The organism is Occallatibacter savannae (genome assembly GCF_003131205.1).
GTDB lineage: Bacteria > Acidobacteriota > Terriglobia > Terriglobales > Acidobacteriaceae > Telmatobacter > Telmatobacter savannae.
Genome location: NZ_QFFY01000001.1, coordinates 769,642 through 784,120, shown reverse-complemented (window position 1 = coordinate 784,120; position 14,479 = coordinate 769,642). Strand labels below are relative to the sequence as shown.

Here is a 14,479-nt window from a genome sequence, read left to right as displayed (position 1 = left end):
CTAATGCTCAACATCGACGAAGCCGTCGAGTCCCTGCGGTCGCTCCACCTGAAACACGGCGATCTTGAACTGCGCCTCACGGACTACTCGGTGCATTCCCTTCATCGCGTTCCCACGTATTCCTTCTGGATGCTGAGTCAGAACTCCGGTCAGGAGTTTGGGCAGATCAACCTGCGCATCGGATCGACCAGACACCTTGAGCAATATGCAGGCCACATCGGGTACGGCGTGCATCCGGCGCATCGAGGTCATCACTATGCGGCGCGATCCGTTGCATTGCTCCTTCCGCTCGCGCTAAGGCATGGAATCGATCCTGTCTGGATCACCTGCGACCCCGAAAACGTTGCGTCACGCCGCAGCCTGGAGATCGCCGGGGCGGAGTTCGTGGAGATCGTTGACGTGCCCCCAAGCTGCGGCATCCGCCGGTTTGGAGGCAAGCTGCACAAGTGCCGCTATCGCATCTCTTCGGCGCCGCCGGAACTTCGCACGCTTTTCTCTCGTACTTGAACGGGACGGAGCAACTTCGTCCGGGGTATCGCGTCTCAATCACGAGAGGCGGACCGCCCGTATGCAGAAGCTCCGCCGGAGGTTAGATTTCGTGACTCCCCAGGAAGAACAGCTTCTCAACTCCCTCATCGATCGCCTGAACCAGACGTCTCTCCAGGAAAAAGATCCGGACGCCGAGGCCCTGCTGAACCAGCGTTTAGCCGGGAATCCTGACGCCCTCTACATGCTGGCGCAAACCGTGCTCGTGCAGAACATCGCGCTCGACCAGGCGAAAGCGCAGATTGGGCAACTGCAACAGCAGATGCAGCAACAGCAGCAGCAACGCCCACAGCCTGCGCACACCACCAGCTTCCTGGGCCGTCTGCTTGGAGAGCGAGATGAGCAGCCCGCTCCGCCTTCTCAGCAACAGGGGCCCGCGTCTGGCTATCAGCAGGTTCCGCCGCAGTATGCACCTCCGCCGCAGTACGGAACGCCGCAATATCCGTCGGCGGGATACCCACCGCAGTACGCGCCTGCCGGGCAGCCCAGCTTCCTGCGCGGAGCTTTTCAGACCGCTGCCGGTGTTGCCGCCGGTGCGCTCGCGTTCGAGGGCATCGAGTCCATGTTCCGCGGCTTCGGTCACGGCGGCTATGGCTGGGGCGGTCCGGGATTCGGGGGCGGCTTCGGCGAGCGGCCCGTTGAAGTCATAAACAACAACTACTACGACGAGCCCGGCCGCGGGGCTGAGCGCGGGGAGCATCATGGCCTGAACGATGGCGGCTACGACCCTCGCAACAACGATTCCGGCGATAATCTCCGCGGCTTCGACAACTCCGGCTCCGGCAACTCCACTGGGGATGCAGCAAACGACGTCTCCGCATTCGCCGACCAGGCGAACTTCGATGATCAGTCTGGTCTCGATCAGGGCCTCGACGAGCAAAGCCCCGACGACCAGGGTCTGAGCGATCAGTCGATGGATGGCGGCTCCAGCTTCGACGACTCCGGCAGCTTCGATGACGGCGGTGGAGGTATGGACGACGGCGGCGGATTCTAGAGCTTCAAATTACGATTGCTCAATCGAAAGCCGGGAGGGCTGCGCGTCGCCCTCCCGGCTTTTTCATTAGCCGCACACCCGTAACTTCCTGGTGGACATTTTCTCCCGCATCGGCAAGACTTGGACGATTCCCATTCACTGCACATCCTCTCAAGCTGTGGTTTCCACTCAGGGGTGAATTATGTTCGGCTTTTCTTTTCGCAAACATTCGCTTGCCGCTTGCGCGCTGGTTCTTCTTACGGTTTCCGGCCTTTCTCCCGCCCAATCGAGTGACGTTAAGGCAAACGCTCAAATTCCGGGGTTGGACAAAAGTCTCATCGATTTGAAGGCGGATCCCTGTGTAGATTTCGCCGCATACGCCTGTGGGCACTTCAGTCAGCTCCATCCCATTCCATCAGACCAATCGCAGTGGGACATCTTTGCTCTCCTTTTCGAAAACACGGAAATGCACCTGCGCACGCTGCTGGAAGGTGTGGCCGCGAACGATGCAAAGCGGACGAGCAATGAGCAAAAGATCGGTGACTTCTATGCGTCGTGCATGGACGAGAGCGCGATCAACAAGGCAGGCCTCGCCCCACTCGCTCCTTGGATGAACCGCATTGCGAGCATCAAGAGCACAAGCGAACTGACGGAACTGCTCGGTGAGATGCAGATCATGAACGTGCCCGCGTTTTTTGCCGCCGGCGAACAACAGGACTTCGCAGATGCTTCGAAACAGATAGCTGTGGTGGATCAGGCCGGACTGGGCTTGCCGGAGCGGGACTACTACTTCCGAACCGGTGCCGATGCGGAGAAGACTCGGAAGCAATACGTGGAGCACCTGTCGAAGGTGTTTCACCTGCTCGGCGATCCGGAGAATGAGGCGAGTGCAGAAGCAGAGAAGGTGATGGAACTCGAAACGGCTCTCGCCAAGGTGTCGATGGACATCACTTCGCGCCGCGATCCGAAGAACGTTTACCACTTTGTCCCGACAAAAGAGCTGACCACGATGACGCCGCAGATCGATTGGCAACGCCTGTTTGCGGTGGGGGGAGCGCCGACGATTTCGGAGTTGAACGTTTCGAACCCGGATTTCTTCAAGGGATTGCAGTCCATATTGGCCTCAACCGACATAAACACCATCAAGGCCTACCTGCGCTGGCAGCTCGTCAATTCAGTCGCGTCCACAGCGCTGCCCAAGGATCTCGATGAAGAGCATTTCAACTTCTACGGCCACATCCTTCAGGGACAGCCTGAGCAGAACGCTCGCTGGAAACGGTGCGTGCAGGCCACCGATGGAGCGCTGGGTGAAGCTCTCGGCGAGGTGTACGTGCAGAAGTACTTCCCGCCATCGAGCAAGGCATATACGTCGCAGATGGTGCGCGATATCGAAGACGCGATGGATAAGGAGATCGATGCGCTCGACTGGATGGCGCCGGCGACCAAAACAAACGCGAAGGAGAAGCTGCACAAGATCGCCAACAAGATCGGGTATCCCGACAAGTGGCGGGACTATTCGAAACTCGAAGTAATTCGCGGCGACGCGATGCACAATGCGCTCGCCTCGGTGGAGTTCGAAAATCGGCGACTTTTGGACAAGATCGGGAAGCCGGTCGATCGCGGCGAGTTCGGCATGTCGCCGCCTACCATCAACGCGTATTACAACCCCAGCATGAACGACATCAACTTCCCGGCCGGCATTCTGCAGTCGCCCTTCTACGACCCGGCTGCTACTGACGCCGAGAACTACGGGCACGTTGGGGCAGTGGTGGGCCATGAGTTGACTCATGGCTTCGACGATCAGGGAGCGAAATTCGACGGAAAAGGGAATCTCGCTGACTGGTGGACGGCGGAAGATGCGACGAAGTTCAAGGCCATGACGGACTGCGAAGTGAAGGAATACGGCTCTTTCACGGCACTCGATGATCTCAAATTGAACGGGAGTCTCACGGTCGGTGAAAACACCGCGGATAACGGCGGCATCCGTCTGGCCTACATTGCGTTTCTGGCTGACGCCAAGCGCAAGAACATCGACGTGAACGCGAAGCAGGACGGATACACCCCGGCTCAGCAGTTCTTCCTTGCCTTCGGTCAGAACTGGTGCAGTGTTCAGCGGCCTGAGGTTCTCCGGCTCGGCGTACAGACCGACCCGCATTCGCCCCCGAAGTTTCGCATCAACGGAGTCATCCAGAACATGCCCGAGGCGGGAGAGGCCTTTGGATGCAAGGTTGGACAGCCGATGCGCCCCGCAAATGCATGCCGCGTATGGTGATCGACATGGCCGTCCGGACCGGTTTGATCCGGCCCAGGCGGCTACTTAACCCAAGCGGGCCAGTGATATACTCACAGGGGTAGCGGAGCTCAACAAATCCCATTCTGAACGTTCTCTCAGATGGCGTAGTCCGCGCCCGTATTTCTACGTCTCATAGAGGTTCCCATGTCCGGCCATTCGAAATGGGCGACAATCAAGCACAAAAAGGGCGCGCTCGACGCCAAGCGCGGCAAGATCTTCACTCGCCTGATCAAGGAAATCACCATTGCCGCAAAAAACGGCGGCGGCGACCCGGATGGCAACCCGCGGCTGCGCACCGCAATCCTCGCAGCCAAGGCAGAGAACATGCCGGCCGACAACATCAAGCGCGCCGTCCAGCGCGGCACGGGCGAGCTCGAGGGCGTGAACTACGAGGAGATCACCTTCGAGGGCTACGGTCCCGGAGGCGTTGCCATCATCGTTGACGTGCTCACTGACAACCGCAACCGGACAGTCAGCGAGATCCGGCACGCATTCTCAAAGAACGGCGGCAATCTCGGCTCGACGGGTTCTGTCCTTCACATGTTCTCGAAGAAGGGTGTCGTCGATATCGAGAAGTCTGGAGCGACTGAAGAGCAGCTGATGGACATCGTTCTGGAGCATGGCGGAGAAGATCTGCGCGATGAAGGCGATGTGTGGGAGATTGTGACCGAGCCCAATGCCTTTGAAGGCGTCGTCAATGCGGTCAAGGCCGCGAACATCCCCGTCGCATCAAGCGAAGTCACCATGCTTGCCTCGACGTACACCAAGCTCGAAGGGCAGCAGGCGAATGCCATGATCCGCCTGCTTGAGGCGCTGGAAGACTTCGATGACACCCAGAACGTCTACTCGAACTTCGATATGAGCGCCGAACAGATGGAGCAGGTGGCGGGATAGCTGAAGCAGGCTGGCAATCCGAAGGCCGCCTGAAGATGGCGGCCTTTTTCATGCAGTACATATTCAAAACAGGAAGAGAACGTTGACCTCAACTGCGAAGTTTGTATCAGGATTGGTTCTGGCGCTCAGCGTCTGCACTCCCGGCACAGCCCAGCCGGCCCGGCCTCTCGACAGTTCACCGGTGGCGCAGGTGAGAGCCGACCGCAGCTGGGAGTATGGCCCATTCGTCAACTTCGGGAATGGCATTGGCGGCGATCGTTCGAAGTACTGGTTTTTTGCCGCGGGCGGTCAGATCGGCAAGATTCTCACCCCGCCGATTCATGCGGGGATCCTGAGCGGTCAATTCGAGTATGCCGGCAACATCATGCCGTTCTGGCAGGCGTATACTCCGGGTCCTCACAACCAGTCATTCGTCTTCAAGGGTCAGACTTATACCTATCCCGTTGGCGGCGGCACCTACACAGGCGCGAGCATCACGCCCGTCATCTTCCGTTGGAATTTCCTGACTCACTCCCAGCGGGTCCAACCCTGGTTCCAGGGCGCTGGCGGCCTAATCTATACAACCCATAAGTTCCCGCCAGACATCCTTGTGCCCCATGGAACGCCCGGCGCGACCTCCGTCTGGAACTTTTCGCCCCGGGGCGGAGTCGGCATCCACTACTTCACCCGGCCGAAGCGCTCCATCGATGTTGGTGTCAACGCGGTTCACATTTCGTCGGCATCTCTGGGGGATCGAAATCCCGGCGTGAACGCGCTCTGGCAGATCCAGCTTGGCTACACCTACTGGAAATAACCCGCACGATGCGGAGCAGTGCCGAATGAGATCGGGGCTGCGAAAGAAGACATGAAAGATCAGGTTGTCGAGTGCGTTCCGAACTTCTCTGAGGGCAGGGACGCCCGGCGTGTCGAATCGATCATCGCTGCCATGCACATCGAGGGTGTGCGCCTGCTCGACTGGTCGATGGATGCCGATCACAACCGCTCTATCGTGACCATCGCCGGCGAACCGACCGCAGTTCTCGAATCCGCTTTGCGCGGGGTAGGCAAGGCCGTCGAACTTATCGACCTGACCGGGCAGGAGGGCCTCCATCCCCGCATCGGTGCAGCCGACGTCGTTCCGTTTGTTCCGGTCACCGGAATCAAGCTTGAGCAATGCGTGATGCTGGCGCGTCAGGCGGGGCTTGAGATCTGGCGCCGCTACGGCGTGCCTGTCTACTTCTACGAAGCTGCAGCATCGCGTCCCGATCGCGCCAATCTCGACGATGTGCGCCGCGGGCAATTCGAAGGCCTTCGGGATGCCGTTCGCAAAGAGGCGGCACGCCGGCCCGATCTCGGCGGCCCGGGCCTGCATCCCACAGCCGGTGCCTGTGCCGTGGGTGCGCGTAAGTTCCTTGTCACCTACTGCCTCTATCTCGATTCAAACGACGTAGGGGTCGCGCGAGCCATCGCGCGCGAAGTACGCGCTTCCTTCGGCGGGCTGCACGGAGTGAAGGCGATGGGCCTCCTTGTCCATGGCCGGGCCCAGTTGTCGATGAACATCACTGATTTCAAGGCGACCCCGATATCGCAGGTGTACAGCACGGTGTCACGCCTGGCCGCGAAACACAAGACCGCTCCCGTTGAGGGAGAAGTCACCGGGCTAATTCCCGAAGCAGCCTGTGAGCGGGAAAGTGAATGGATGCGTCAGTTAGGTGAGTTCGATGATCAGACCAAGGTCCTGGAGCGCCGCCTCGACTCACCTCTCGCCTGGCCCGGCCAGGGTAACAGTACCAACACGTAGACCTGGCGCGTCTAACAATCAGTACAGGGGTAGAATGGATAAGCAGGACCTCGTAAATCCTCCTGCTCCCCTAAAGCTATTTACGGCAAGCCCTCAGGCTTCCCGGAGGATGAAAGTGCTTAAGAAATTCGCTCTATATTCGACATCGGCCCTCCTTGCCGCTGCGGCTATCTCCGCTTCCGCGGCGCAGCTCTCCGGCGATGCGCGCGCGGCTATTCCGCACGATGTGCAGCAGCTGGTCGTAATCGACTACAGGGCGATGCAGAACTCGAACACGGCCATGCAGCTTCGCGACCGCGTGATGCCGCCGGACCTCAAGTCCTTCGAAGAAGCGTTGAGGCACTCCGGTCTGAACGACAATCACGATGTCGATGAGCTTGCGTTTGCGCTCTTCCGCCTCGGCAATTCGGCCGACTCGCTCGAGACCGTCGGAATTGCGCAGGGCCAGTTCGACATGGACAGCATCATGGCCAACTTCAAGAAGCAGAAGATTGTGCCCAAGTCGATCCGGGCAAACAAGACCTATCCACTGGCGCGGACAGGCATGGTTCTCTGCTTTGTCGATCCGTCGACCATGGTCTTCGGCAGCCCCGAAGCAGTAAAGGCGGCGCTTGATGTTCGCGACGGCCTCAAGCCCGGCATGCTGACCAACGGCAGCATCATGGATGCGATGCGGTCTGTTGATTCTCAGCCCCTCTGGAGCGTTCTCGACAAGAGCGGAACGCAGATCATGATGAAGCAGGTGCTCGGCGAAGCGGGTTCAGTTGCGGACTATGAATCCGTCCGCAAGCGGCTTGACTCCTCCTGGTACGGCATGGACTTCCAGCATGGCGTGAAGTTCAACCTGACGATCTCTACCGGCGATACCTTCGCTGCTGCAACGGTCTCGTCTCTGCTGTCAGCGGCCGTCATCTACAAAAAGATGAGCGGCAACGAGACGGAAAAGGCCGCGCTCGCTGCCACGGACATCAGCTCCAACTCCGGTTTGCTGAACATTCACTTCGCAACATCCGATAATGACTTCAACAATCTGTTGAATTCAACGCTGTTCCAGAGCATGGTCCGCTAGCGGGTGCGCTCAACTGCTCTGCAAAACGGGAGCTTCGGCTCCCGTTTTGCTTTCAACTCACCAGCATCAGCTCAGCCGTGTCTGCCCAGTCGCAGACCCGATCGCGCCCCGCGTGCTTGGCCCGGTACAGTGCTTCATCGGCTCTCTGGATCAACGTGCTCGCGTGATCTCCCATGGTGGGCACCATCGTGGCCGATCCCAGTGAGATCGTTACGCATCCCGAAGGATTCGCGGAGTGGGAGACTCTGCGTCCTCGCAGAGCGGCCCGAATCTTTTCGCCAACCTGCCTGGCGCCTTCACTTTGTGTATTCGGCAGGATCACTCCAAACTCCTCGCCTCCGATGCGCGCCACCAGATCGCTCGAGCGCGACACCGCTTCGAGCGCAGAGTCGGCGATGTGCTTCAGGCATCTGTCCCCGCGAGGATGCCCATAGGCGTCGTTGTAGGACTTGAACCAGTCTGCGTCGATCAATAACACAGAAAGCGGAAGCCGCTCTCGAAGACATCGACGCCACTCGTTTGCGAGGCACTGATCGAACGCGCGCCGATTTGCGAGATGCGTCAGGGGATCAGTCGCGGCAAGAGCTTCGAGAGTCGCGTATGCGTCCTGCAGTTTTCGCTCAGCTTCTTTGCGGTGGGAAATATCGCGCAGCATGTTCAGAATGCCAATGGAAACTCCTGTGGAAGGATCATGAACGGAACGAAGGTTACCTTCTACCCACAGATAGCCGCCCTTGACATTCCTGATCCTGTATTCGGCCAGTTCGCCGCTGCCGCCTAAACGCAATCGCTCAATCACGCTGCGAATCCTTCCCCGGTCGTCGGGATGAACAAGTTCGAGACTCTTATGCCCCAGCAACTCCTCGCGACTCCAGCCGCCCAGCCGCTCCGCAGCTGCGGAAACGTAGCTCCTGTTGCCCTCGAAGTCGGCAAAGATAATCACGTCTCTCGAGTTTTCGGCCACGAGTTCATGCAGGCTTGCGGTCTCGCGCAACCGGCGCTCCGTGTTCCGCAGAGAATCCACCACCGAAGATGCGGCGAAGATCAGAAACATTCCCGAAGCAAGATACAGTTGGAGCAGCACTGTTGGGTTACGAGACAGCGCCGCGCCGACCATCGCGAACGGACCCATGTTATGGATCGTGAACCAGCTGCCGACAGCCGTAATGAAGAGCGTGCTCATTGCGGCCCAGCCAAGCCCGAATCGAAACAGGATAAGCGCTACCGCCGGATAGAGCAGAAATACCAGCGGAACTTTCCATGGTGCGAAGGCGCCGATTGTGATCGGGATGAGGACCAGCAGAAGTGGCCACGATTTGCGGCCCTCCGGGAGCCTGAGCCGATTCTGAAACAGCGCGACACAAGCTGGCGTGGTGATCGCGTTCCCCAGACCGTCAGTTGTGATCCAGTTTGCTATCTGCGCCCATGTCACTGAGCGATCCCACAGACTGAATCCGGCCGTCAGCACGAGAGATGCGATGACCGGCGCGCCGCCGATTGCGTACACCGCAAATCGCAGCAGGTATCTTTGATCGCAGAAATTCGGCATCTGTGCCGAGCGTTTGCGCAGCGCGAACGCGGCCAGCAAAACTTCGATGAGGTTGCACGCCGACAATGCCGCGCAGTAGCCCCAGCTCTCTGGACCAGCAACGAGCCCGCCCGCCAGCATGCCGCAAAAGATGGCCGCAGCATATCGCATCCACAACCAGCGAGGCGCCAGCAGCAGGTACGACAGCCCAAGTCCATTTGCGACCCATATCAACTGTCCACAGTGTTCTATTCCGACCACGGCAGAAGCCGCGAAAACAAACACGAAGCATTCGCTCAGTCTCAGCCACTGGCGATATCGCTGGGACAGCAGTCTTCGCGCGTGTTCTCCTCGCCGGTTCTTATCGATCACCAGGCTCTCCCGCGTTTTCCGAAAAAAAGAACGTCTAGGAACACCTATCGGCATTGTCGCCGCGGAGATGAGGAGTGGAATCTGTGGGATAGCCTCTGCGTTTGCTAGTGCGCGGGATTCAAAGCGGGACGAAAATCGGCCTTGCCGCTGGGCTGCAGATCGATGTCGATCCGGCCCTCCTGGTTCTCGTAGAGCGTCGGGCCCGTGATCTGGATTTGTTTCCCGCTTGCGTCTGTGTACTGCACCTTGAGCAGACCATTGCCTCTGGTCTGAATCCGATGATGGACTTCGGCGGCCGCACTCACCGCATCTGCGCCAAAACTCGCGCTCGGGTAATCCACTTCAAGCAGAGAGATCGGAGCGCCGGTATCGTTCTTGACCGTGGCCTCGATGTGATACGAGTGGCATGCAGTCAACACAAAGACGCAGACGGATAGCGATGCCCATCCAATAGGCGAAGCGCAGGCTCTCCGTCTCACTGTTCAGCTCCCGATTGTTTTGCGTCTGGGCCTTCCACGGTTGCGGAGACGCGCTTCTCCAGCCGATCGATTCGCTTCAGCAACTCAGGCAGGCGCTGGAAGATCGTTACAGCCCTCAGCCATACCCGGTTGTCGAATCCCGGCGAGCCTGAGATCATCTTGCCCGCGGGAATATCGTGGCTGACTGCGGATTGCGCCGTCAGGATCACGCCATCGCCCACCGTGCAATGGCCGGCGATTCCTGTCTGCCCGGCCAGGATCACGTTGTCCCCGATCACCGACGAGCCGGCCAGCCCTGTCTGGGCGCAGATCAGCGTATTCCTGCCAACGCGCGATCCGTGTCCGACCTGCACAAGATTATCGATCTTGCTGCCTTCGCCGATCTCCGTCGAGCCAACTGTAGCCCGGTCAACGCAGGCGTTCGCCTGAACGTCGACCCGGTCGCCCAGCCGCACAGGACCCGACTGCGGGATCTTTACCCATTGGCCCTTTTCGTTTTTTGAGAACCCGAATCCGTCGGCACCGACGATCGCGCCGTTCTCGAGCGTGATGTCATCGCCAAGCTCGCAGTGTTCGCGAACCACAGCATGCGCATGTGCGAAGAAGTTTTGTCCCGCCTTCACTCCCGGATACAGCACCACGTGCGGAAGCAGCGTCGCTCCCGGCCCGAGCTTCACATTCGGCCCGATCACCACGTACGCGCCGATATGGGCTCCTTGTCCGATCTCCGCAGTCGCATCGACCACCGCCGTCGGATGGATGCCCGGCGCATACGCCGGAGGCTGGTAGAACATTCCCAGAGCGCGCGAAAACGCGTGGTAGGGGTTTCTCAGCCTTAGAGTTGCTGCTTCAATCTCGGGGAACTCCGGCTCGACAAGGACCGCAGCTGCGGATGTCTTCCTGGCCAGCCCAGCGTATTTGGGATTGGCGACGAATGTGACCTCTGACGGACCGGCCTCTTCAATCCCTTTCACTCCCGTGATTTCGAGGTCGGGACTCCCGCGGAGCTCCGCGCCCAGCCTGCTTGCTAACTCGCCAAGTTTCATGCGCTCTTCCCAGAGTCCATGCTAGGTCCTCTGAATGGAAGAGTAAACGTTGAGCACCCGCCTGGTCTCAAGCACCTTGTGCAGAGCTCCTAATCACGCTGAATCGTATCGTGAATCACGGAAGCCAAGGACAACTTGTTGTATATCCATACGGAAGCTCTGCCTCCCCGAAGAGCACTTCTCTCTCCCCTCGCACACCCCCGGAGGCAGGACAGGGTTCCCCTAACTTCCTAAACACTGCGTCGGGATCGACGCGTCAATCCGGGGGTCCGAATGAAACATCGAGTACTACCACTGTGTCTCGTGTTGCTTGCAGGAGCCAGCGTCGCCTTCGCACAGGCTCCAACCAAATCGCAAACTCCACAACCGAATCGCAAATGAAGATCAAGATGGTCCGCATCACTCCACACCCCGTTGATGCGGGAAAGGCGATGTACAACTCGTACTGCGCCAGTTGCCATGGCGAGGATGGGAAGGGCTACGGTCCAGCCACGCCGGCTCTCAGCAAAGGAGCTCCTGATCTGACCTTGCTCGCCGCTCACAACCAGGGGCGCTATCCGAAATACAAGGTGATCACGGCTCTGTCGAAGTTCAGCGAGTCGCACCATATCGGAACGACTTCAGAGATGCCGGACTGGTACAAAGCCTTTGTCTCGCTCGATAGCACAAATCCGATCAAGGCCGATCTGCGGGCGATCAGCATCTCGAGGCATGTGCAGACCTTGCAGATCGTTCGTTAGTGCCTGGTCCGGTTTTTTCGGATTTACCGAACTTTTGGCCCGCCTGCCGTGAACCGGCGACGGGTCTCTCTGCTTCAGTGCATTGCAGATTTCTGCGAACCGTGGTCGGCTCAGAGCTCCTGGCCGGGCTCTGCAGGGAATAGCTCCGGCTGCGGCTCGGTCCGGCGCCTCTGACCGCCAGCCCCAATGAGACTGACAACCTCCACGGTCTGAATCGCCTGCCGCGGGACATACACCCGCTGTGTGTTCGAACGCGTATCAGGCGGAGTTACCAGGAGCCCGGCACCGCTGATCAGCGAGCGGTCGTTGGCTGCGATCCCCTCGAGCTCGTCGCCGTCGTTCAGAGTCATCCGCAGCCATAGACCTGAGGTCCGGGGCCGAACCGCAAAGCGCTTCTGCAGAAGCCGCTCGGGGTTTGACATGTCTGCCGTCGACGAGAAATCCCTCACATAACAAACCCACTTAACCGTCTCCCAGCCGATGGTCAACACCTTTCCGCCCTGGTCCAGGACCTCAAGCGCCGACGAGTCCTGCCCGAAAGCGGCTCCGGCATACCCGGCATACCACTCGCGCGAGAACTTGCGCACAATCACCGGCTTACGAGCAGATCCCATGGCATGGATTTTCGCACGCCCCGGCTCCTCTCCCGCTCGGAAAGTCGCAAAACTGGTGCGGATCGCGCTGGTCAACGGGGGCCGGTTATGATAAGGTACTGCTTTGCATGCTCCGGCATATTTGCCCCCTAAGCGCCGCTGCATCAGACACTTGCCTTTGGTTTTGGAAGCGGAAGCAGGAACGGAATGCCCGACTACATTTACCTTCTTGAGAACCGGCTCTCAGCCGATCAGCAGAATGCACTGCGGCAGTTGCGCGAAGCGGCTCGCGAAGCCGGCACCCTCCTTTTTTTGACCGGCGATGCTGTTCGGGACCTCACCAGCGGGCATGCCGTCCGCGAGATCGAAGTTTCGGTCCAGGCGAACGCTCTCAAACTCAAGAAGCCGATCGAGAAACTCGGCGCCCAGGTCTGGGGAGAAGACGAAGCCTCCCACACCCTCTACCTCTGTTTTCCGGGTACCGTTCGTGTCGACCTGATCAGCACACACCATCGCGACTACCCCAAGCCGGGCAGACCTGCTTACCATTTCTCCTCGATACAGGAAGATCTGCGTCGCCGCGACTTCACCGCGAACGCCATGGCGATCTCGCTGAACGAAGGGTCCTATGGCCTGCTAATGGACCCGCTCAACGGAGCTGCTGACATCGAGGCGCGTACGCTGCGTCTAGTCTCCAACTACGGATTCCTGGAAGAGCCCTCCCTGATGATCCGCGCCATCCGCTACAAGGCGCGCCTTGGATGGGAGCTCGATCCCCGTACGCAGCAGCGCTATGAGAACGCAAAGGCCGAGAACATCATCGAGTCTCTTTCAGAGCACGACAAGAGCTTCGAACTCGAGCAGATCGGCCATGAAGACGACGGCCTTCGCGTTCTGCGCGCACTTGAGGCCGAAGGTTGGATGAAGGTCCTCTGTCCGGCATGGACATCCAGCAAGGCTGACGAGGAAAAACTCAACGCACTTCACGATCTCCGCGTTCAATTGCAGATGCAGGGCGTTCATCCGGACATGTCTGCCGCGCAAATGCAGCTGCTCACGGCAAAGATGGCGCCCAAGGATCTGGCGTCGCTGAAAAAGCAGCTCCTGCGCCCCGGCTTCGTAGAGGAGTGGAACAGCCTCGATTCGCTTGCTGCAGGATTCGCGAAAGTTCTCCTCAACAAGGCGAACTCGACCCCTTCTGTAACCTACAAGCTGTTCACGACGCACGATCCCGAAGCGGTTCTCTGGCTTGGGTTCACTAGCAAAGACAGCGCGGTTAAGGCCAAATACGAACTCTTCCTCAAGACCTGGCCTGAGGTTCGTCAGCGTATCCCCTATGCGCAGATGCAGGAGATGCGCATCACGCCGGAACTGGCCAACTACAACGAGATTCTTCACCAGATCTTTCTTCAGCTTATCGACGGCCATCTCAACACGCCGGAAGAGACCAAGGCGTTCCTCGAGCCGTACTCTCCGCCTGCGCCTCCGCCGCAGATCACCATCAAGCGGTCGCGTGCCAAGCGTGCTGAAAAGGTCAAAGAGAAGTCCTTCGACGAACAAGAGGAAGAATCCGAAGAGAGCGGCGACGACGAGGAAGACCTCGACGATATCGGCGGCGGTGACGACGATGATGAACCTCTCGATTTGAAGATCCCGAAAAGCGATCTGGAAGAAGAGATCGACGAAGAAGAGTCCGACGAAGAGGAAGAATCAGAGGACGAGGACGAAGAAGAAAAGCCCGCTCCGAAGCGCGGCAAACAGGCTGCAAAGCCCGAGCCGAAGCCGGCAAAACACGCGCCGGAGAAAGCTCCCGCTGCGAAGGCTGCGCCTGCGGCAAAGAGCAAACCGGAACCCGCAAAGCCGGAAAAGAAAACGCCTCCGGCTGCCCCTGCGAAGAAGGCTGCGCCCGCGCCTGCAGCGAAGCACGCGCCGCCGGTTAAGCATGCTGCAAAGCCCAAAGCGAAGACTCCGGCCAAGGCAGCACAGGTCAAGGCTCATGCTTCGAAGCCGGCGCACAAGTCTGTGCCTTCGAAGAAGCCTGCCGCGCCAGCAAAGGCCAAGCCGCACCCGCCGGCAAAGCACGCCGCGAAGAAGGCTCCCGCTAAGCCGGCTAAGAAGCGCTGAACCAAGTCGATTGAAGCTGTATGAATGTCGGGGCCAGAAACT

Annotated in this window: 13 protein-coding genes; 9 read left to right on the top strand and 4 right to left on the bottom strand. The window is 59.2% G+C overall.

Features of this window, described 5'->3' with window-relative positions:
• The first annotated feature begins 3 nt into the window (after positions 1 to 3).
• From DHV10_RS03445 to DHV10_RS03415, 7 genes are all read left to right on the top strand, one after another.
• Positions 4 to 507, top strand: coding sequence for a GNAT family N-acetyltransferase (locus DHV10_RS03445; RefSeq protein ID WP_109484898.1), 504 nt, complete (start codon positions 4 to 6; stop codon positions 505 to 507).
• A 91-nt stretch (positions 508 to 598) separates the two neighbouring features.
• Complete coding sequence (locus DHV10_RS03440; RefSeq protein WP_162601163.1) at positions 599 to 1,540, top strand: DUF2076 domain-containing protein; 942 nt, start codon at positions 599 to 601, stop codon at positions 1,538 to 1,540.
• 181 nt (positions 1,541 to 1,721) lie between these two features.
• Positions 1,722 to 3,791 carry a M13 family metallopeptidase gene (locus tag DHV10_RS03435; RefSeq protein ID WP_109484896.1) on the top strand — a complete coding sequence of 690 codons (2,070 nt, stop codon included), beginning with the start codon at positions 1,722 to 1,724 and terminating at the stop codon, positions 3,789 to 3,791.
• A 165-nt stretch (positions 3,792 to 3,956) separates the two neighbouring features.
• Positions 3,957 to 4,706 (top strand): YebC/PmpR family DNA-binding transcriptional regulator, encoded by a 750-nt coding sequence (locus DHV10_RS03430; RefSeq protein WP_109484895.1) that lies wholly within the window; start codon positions 3,957 to 3,959, stop codon positions 4,704 to 4,706.
• Positions 4,707 to 4,788: 82 nt separating this feature from the next.
• Complete coding sequence (locus DHV10_RS03425; protein ID WP_109484894.1) at positions 4,789 to 5,499, top strand: acyloxyacyl hydrolase; 711 nt, start codon at positions 4,789 to 4,791, stop codon at positions 5,497 to 5,499.
• Between the two features lie 18 nt (positions 5,500 to 5,517).
• Entirely contained in the window at positions 5,518 to 6,486 is a 969-nt protein-coding gene (ftcD, locus tag DHV10_RS03420; RefSeq protein ID WP_338042562.1) for a glutamate formimidoyltransferase, read from the top strand.
• Positions 6,487 to 6,595: 109 nt separating this feature from the next.
• Positions 6,596 to 7,555 carry a hypothetical protein gene (locus DHV10_RS03415; protein ID WP_109484893.1) on the top strand — a complete coding sequence of 320 codons (960 nt, stop codon included), beginning with the start codon at positions 6,596 to 6,598 and terminating at the stop codon, positions 7,553 to 7,555.
• A gap of 52 nt (positions 7,556 to 7,607) precedes the next feature.
• On the opposite strand, the gene DHV10_RS03410 is transcribed toward DHV10_RS03415, so the two are convergent.
• The 3 genes from DHV10_RS03410 to lpxD all read right to left on the bottom strand — a co-directional run bounded on the left by DHV10_RS03410 (position 7,608) and on the right by lpxD (position 10,980).
• Complete coding sequence (locus tag DHV10_RS03410) at positions 7,608 to 9,368, bottom strand: bifunctional diguanylate cyclase/phosphodiesterase (protein WP_162601162.1); 1,761 nt, start codon at positions 9,366 to 9,368, stop codon at positions 7,608 to 7,610.
• 191 nt (positions 9,369 to 9,559) lie between these two features.
• Complete coding sequence (locus DHV10_RS03405) at positions 9,560 to 9,934, bottom strand: hypothetical protein (protein ID WP_162601161.1); 375 nt, start codon at positions 9,932 to 9,934, stop codon at positions 9,560 to 9,562.
• Positions 9,931 to 10,980, bottom strand: coding sequence for a UDP-3-O-(3-hydroxymyristoyl)glucosamine N-acyltransferase (gene lpxD, locus DHV10_RS03400; protein WP_109484890.1), 1,050 nt, complete (start codon positions 10,978 to 10,980; stop codon positions 9,931 to 9,933). Before lpxD ends, DHV10_RS03405 begins: the two co-directional genes overlap by 4 nt.
• Before the next feature lie 377 nt (positions 10,981 to 11,357).
• On the opposite strand from lpxD, the gene DHV10_RS03395 reads away from it, so the two are divergent.
• Complete coding sequence (locus DHV10_RS03395) at positions 11,358 to 11,720, top strand: c-type cytochrome (RefSeq protein WP_109484889.1); 363 nt, start codon at positions 11,358 to 11,360, stop codon at positions 11,718 to 11,720.
• 110 nt (positions 11,721 to 11,830) lie between these two features.
• Here DHV10_RS03395 and DHV10_RS03390 read toward each other — a convergent pair whose 3' ends face one another.
• On the bottom strand, positions 11,831 to 12,334 hold the full coding sequence (locus DHV10_RS03390) for a DUF6982 domain-containing protein (RefSeq protein WP_162601160.1): 504 nt from the start codon (positions 12,332 to 12,334) through the stop codon (positions 11,831 to 11,833).
• Between the two features lie 186 nt (positions 12,335 to 12,520).
• Here DHV10_RS03390 and DHV10_RS03385 point away from each other — a divergent pair, with 186 nt between their 5' ends.
• Entirely contained in the window at positions 12,521 to 14,437 is a 1,917-nt protein-coding gene (locus DHV10_RS03385; RefSeq protein ID WP_109484887.1) for a tRNA nucleotidyltransferase/poly(A) polymerase family protein, read from the top strand.
• The last annotated feature ends 42 nt before the right edge of the window (positions 14,438 to 14,479 follow it).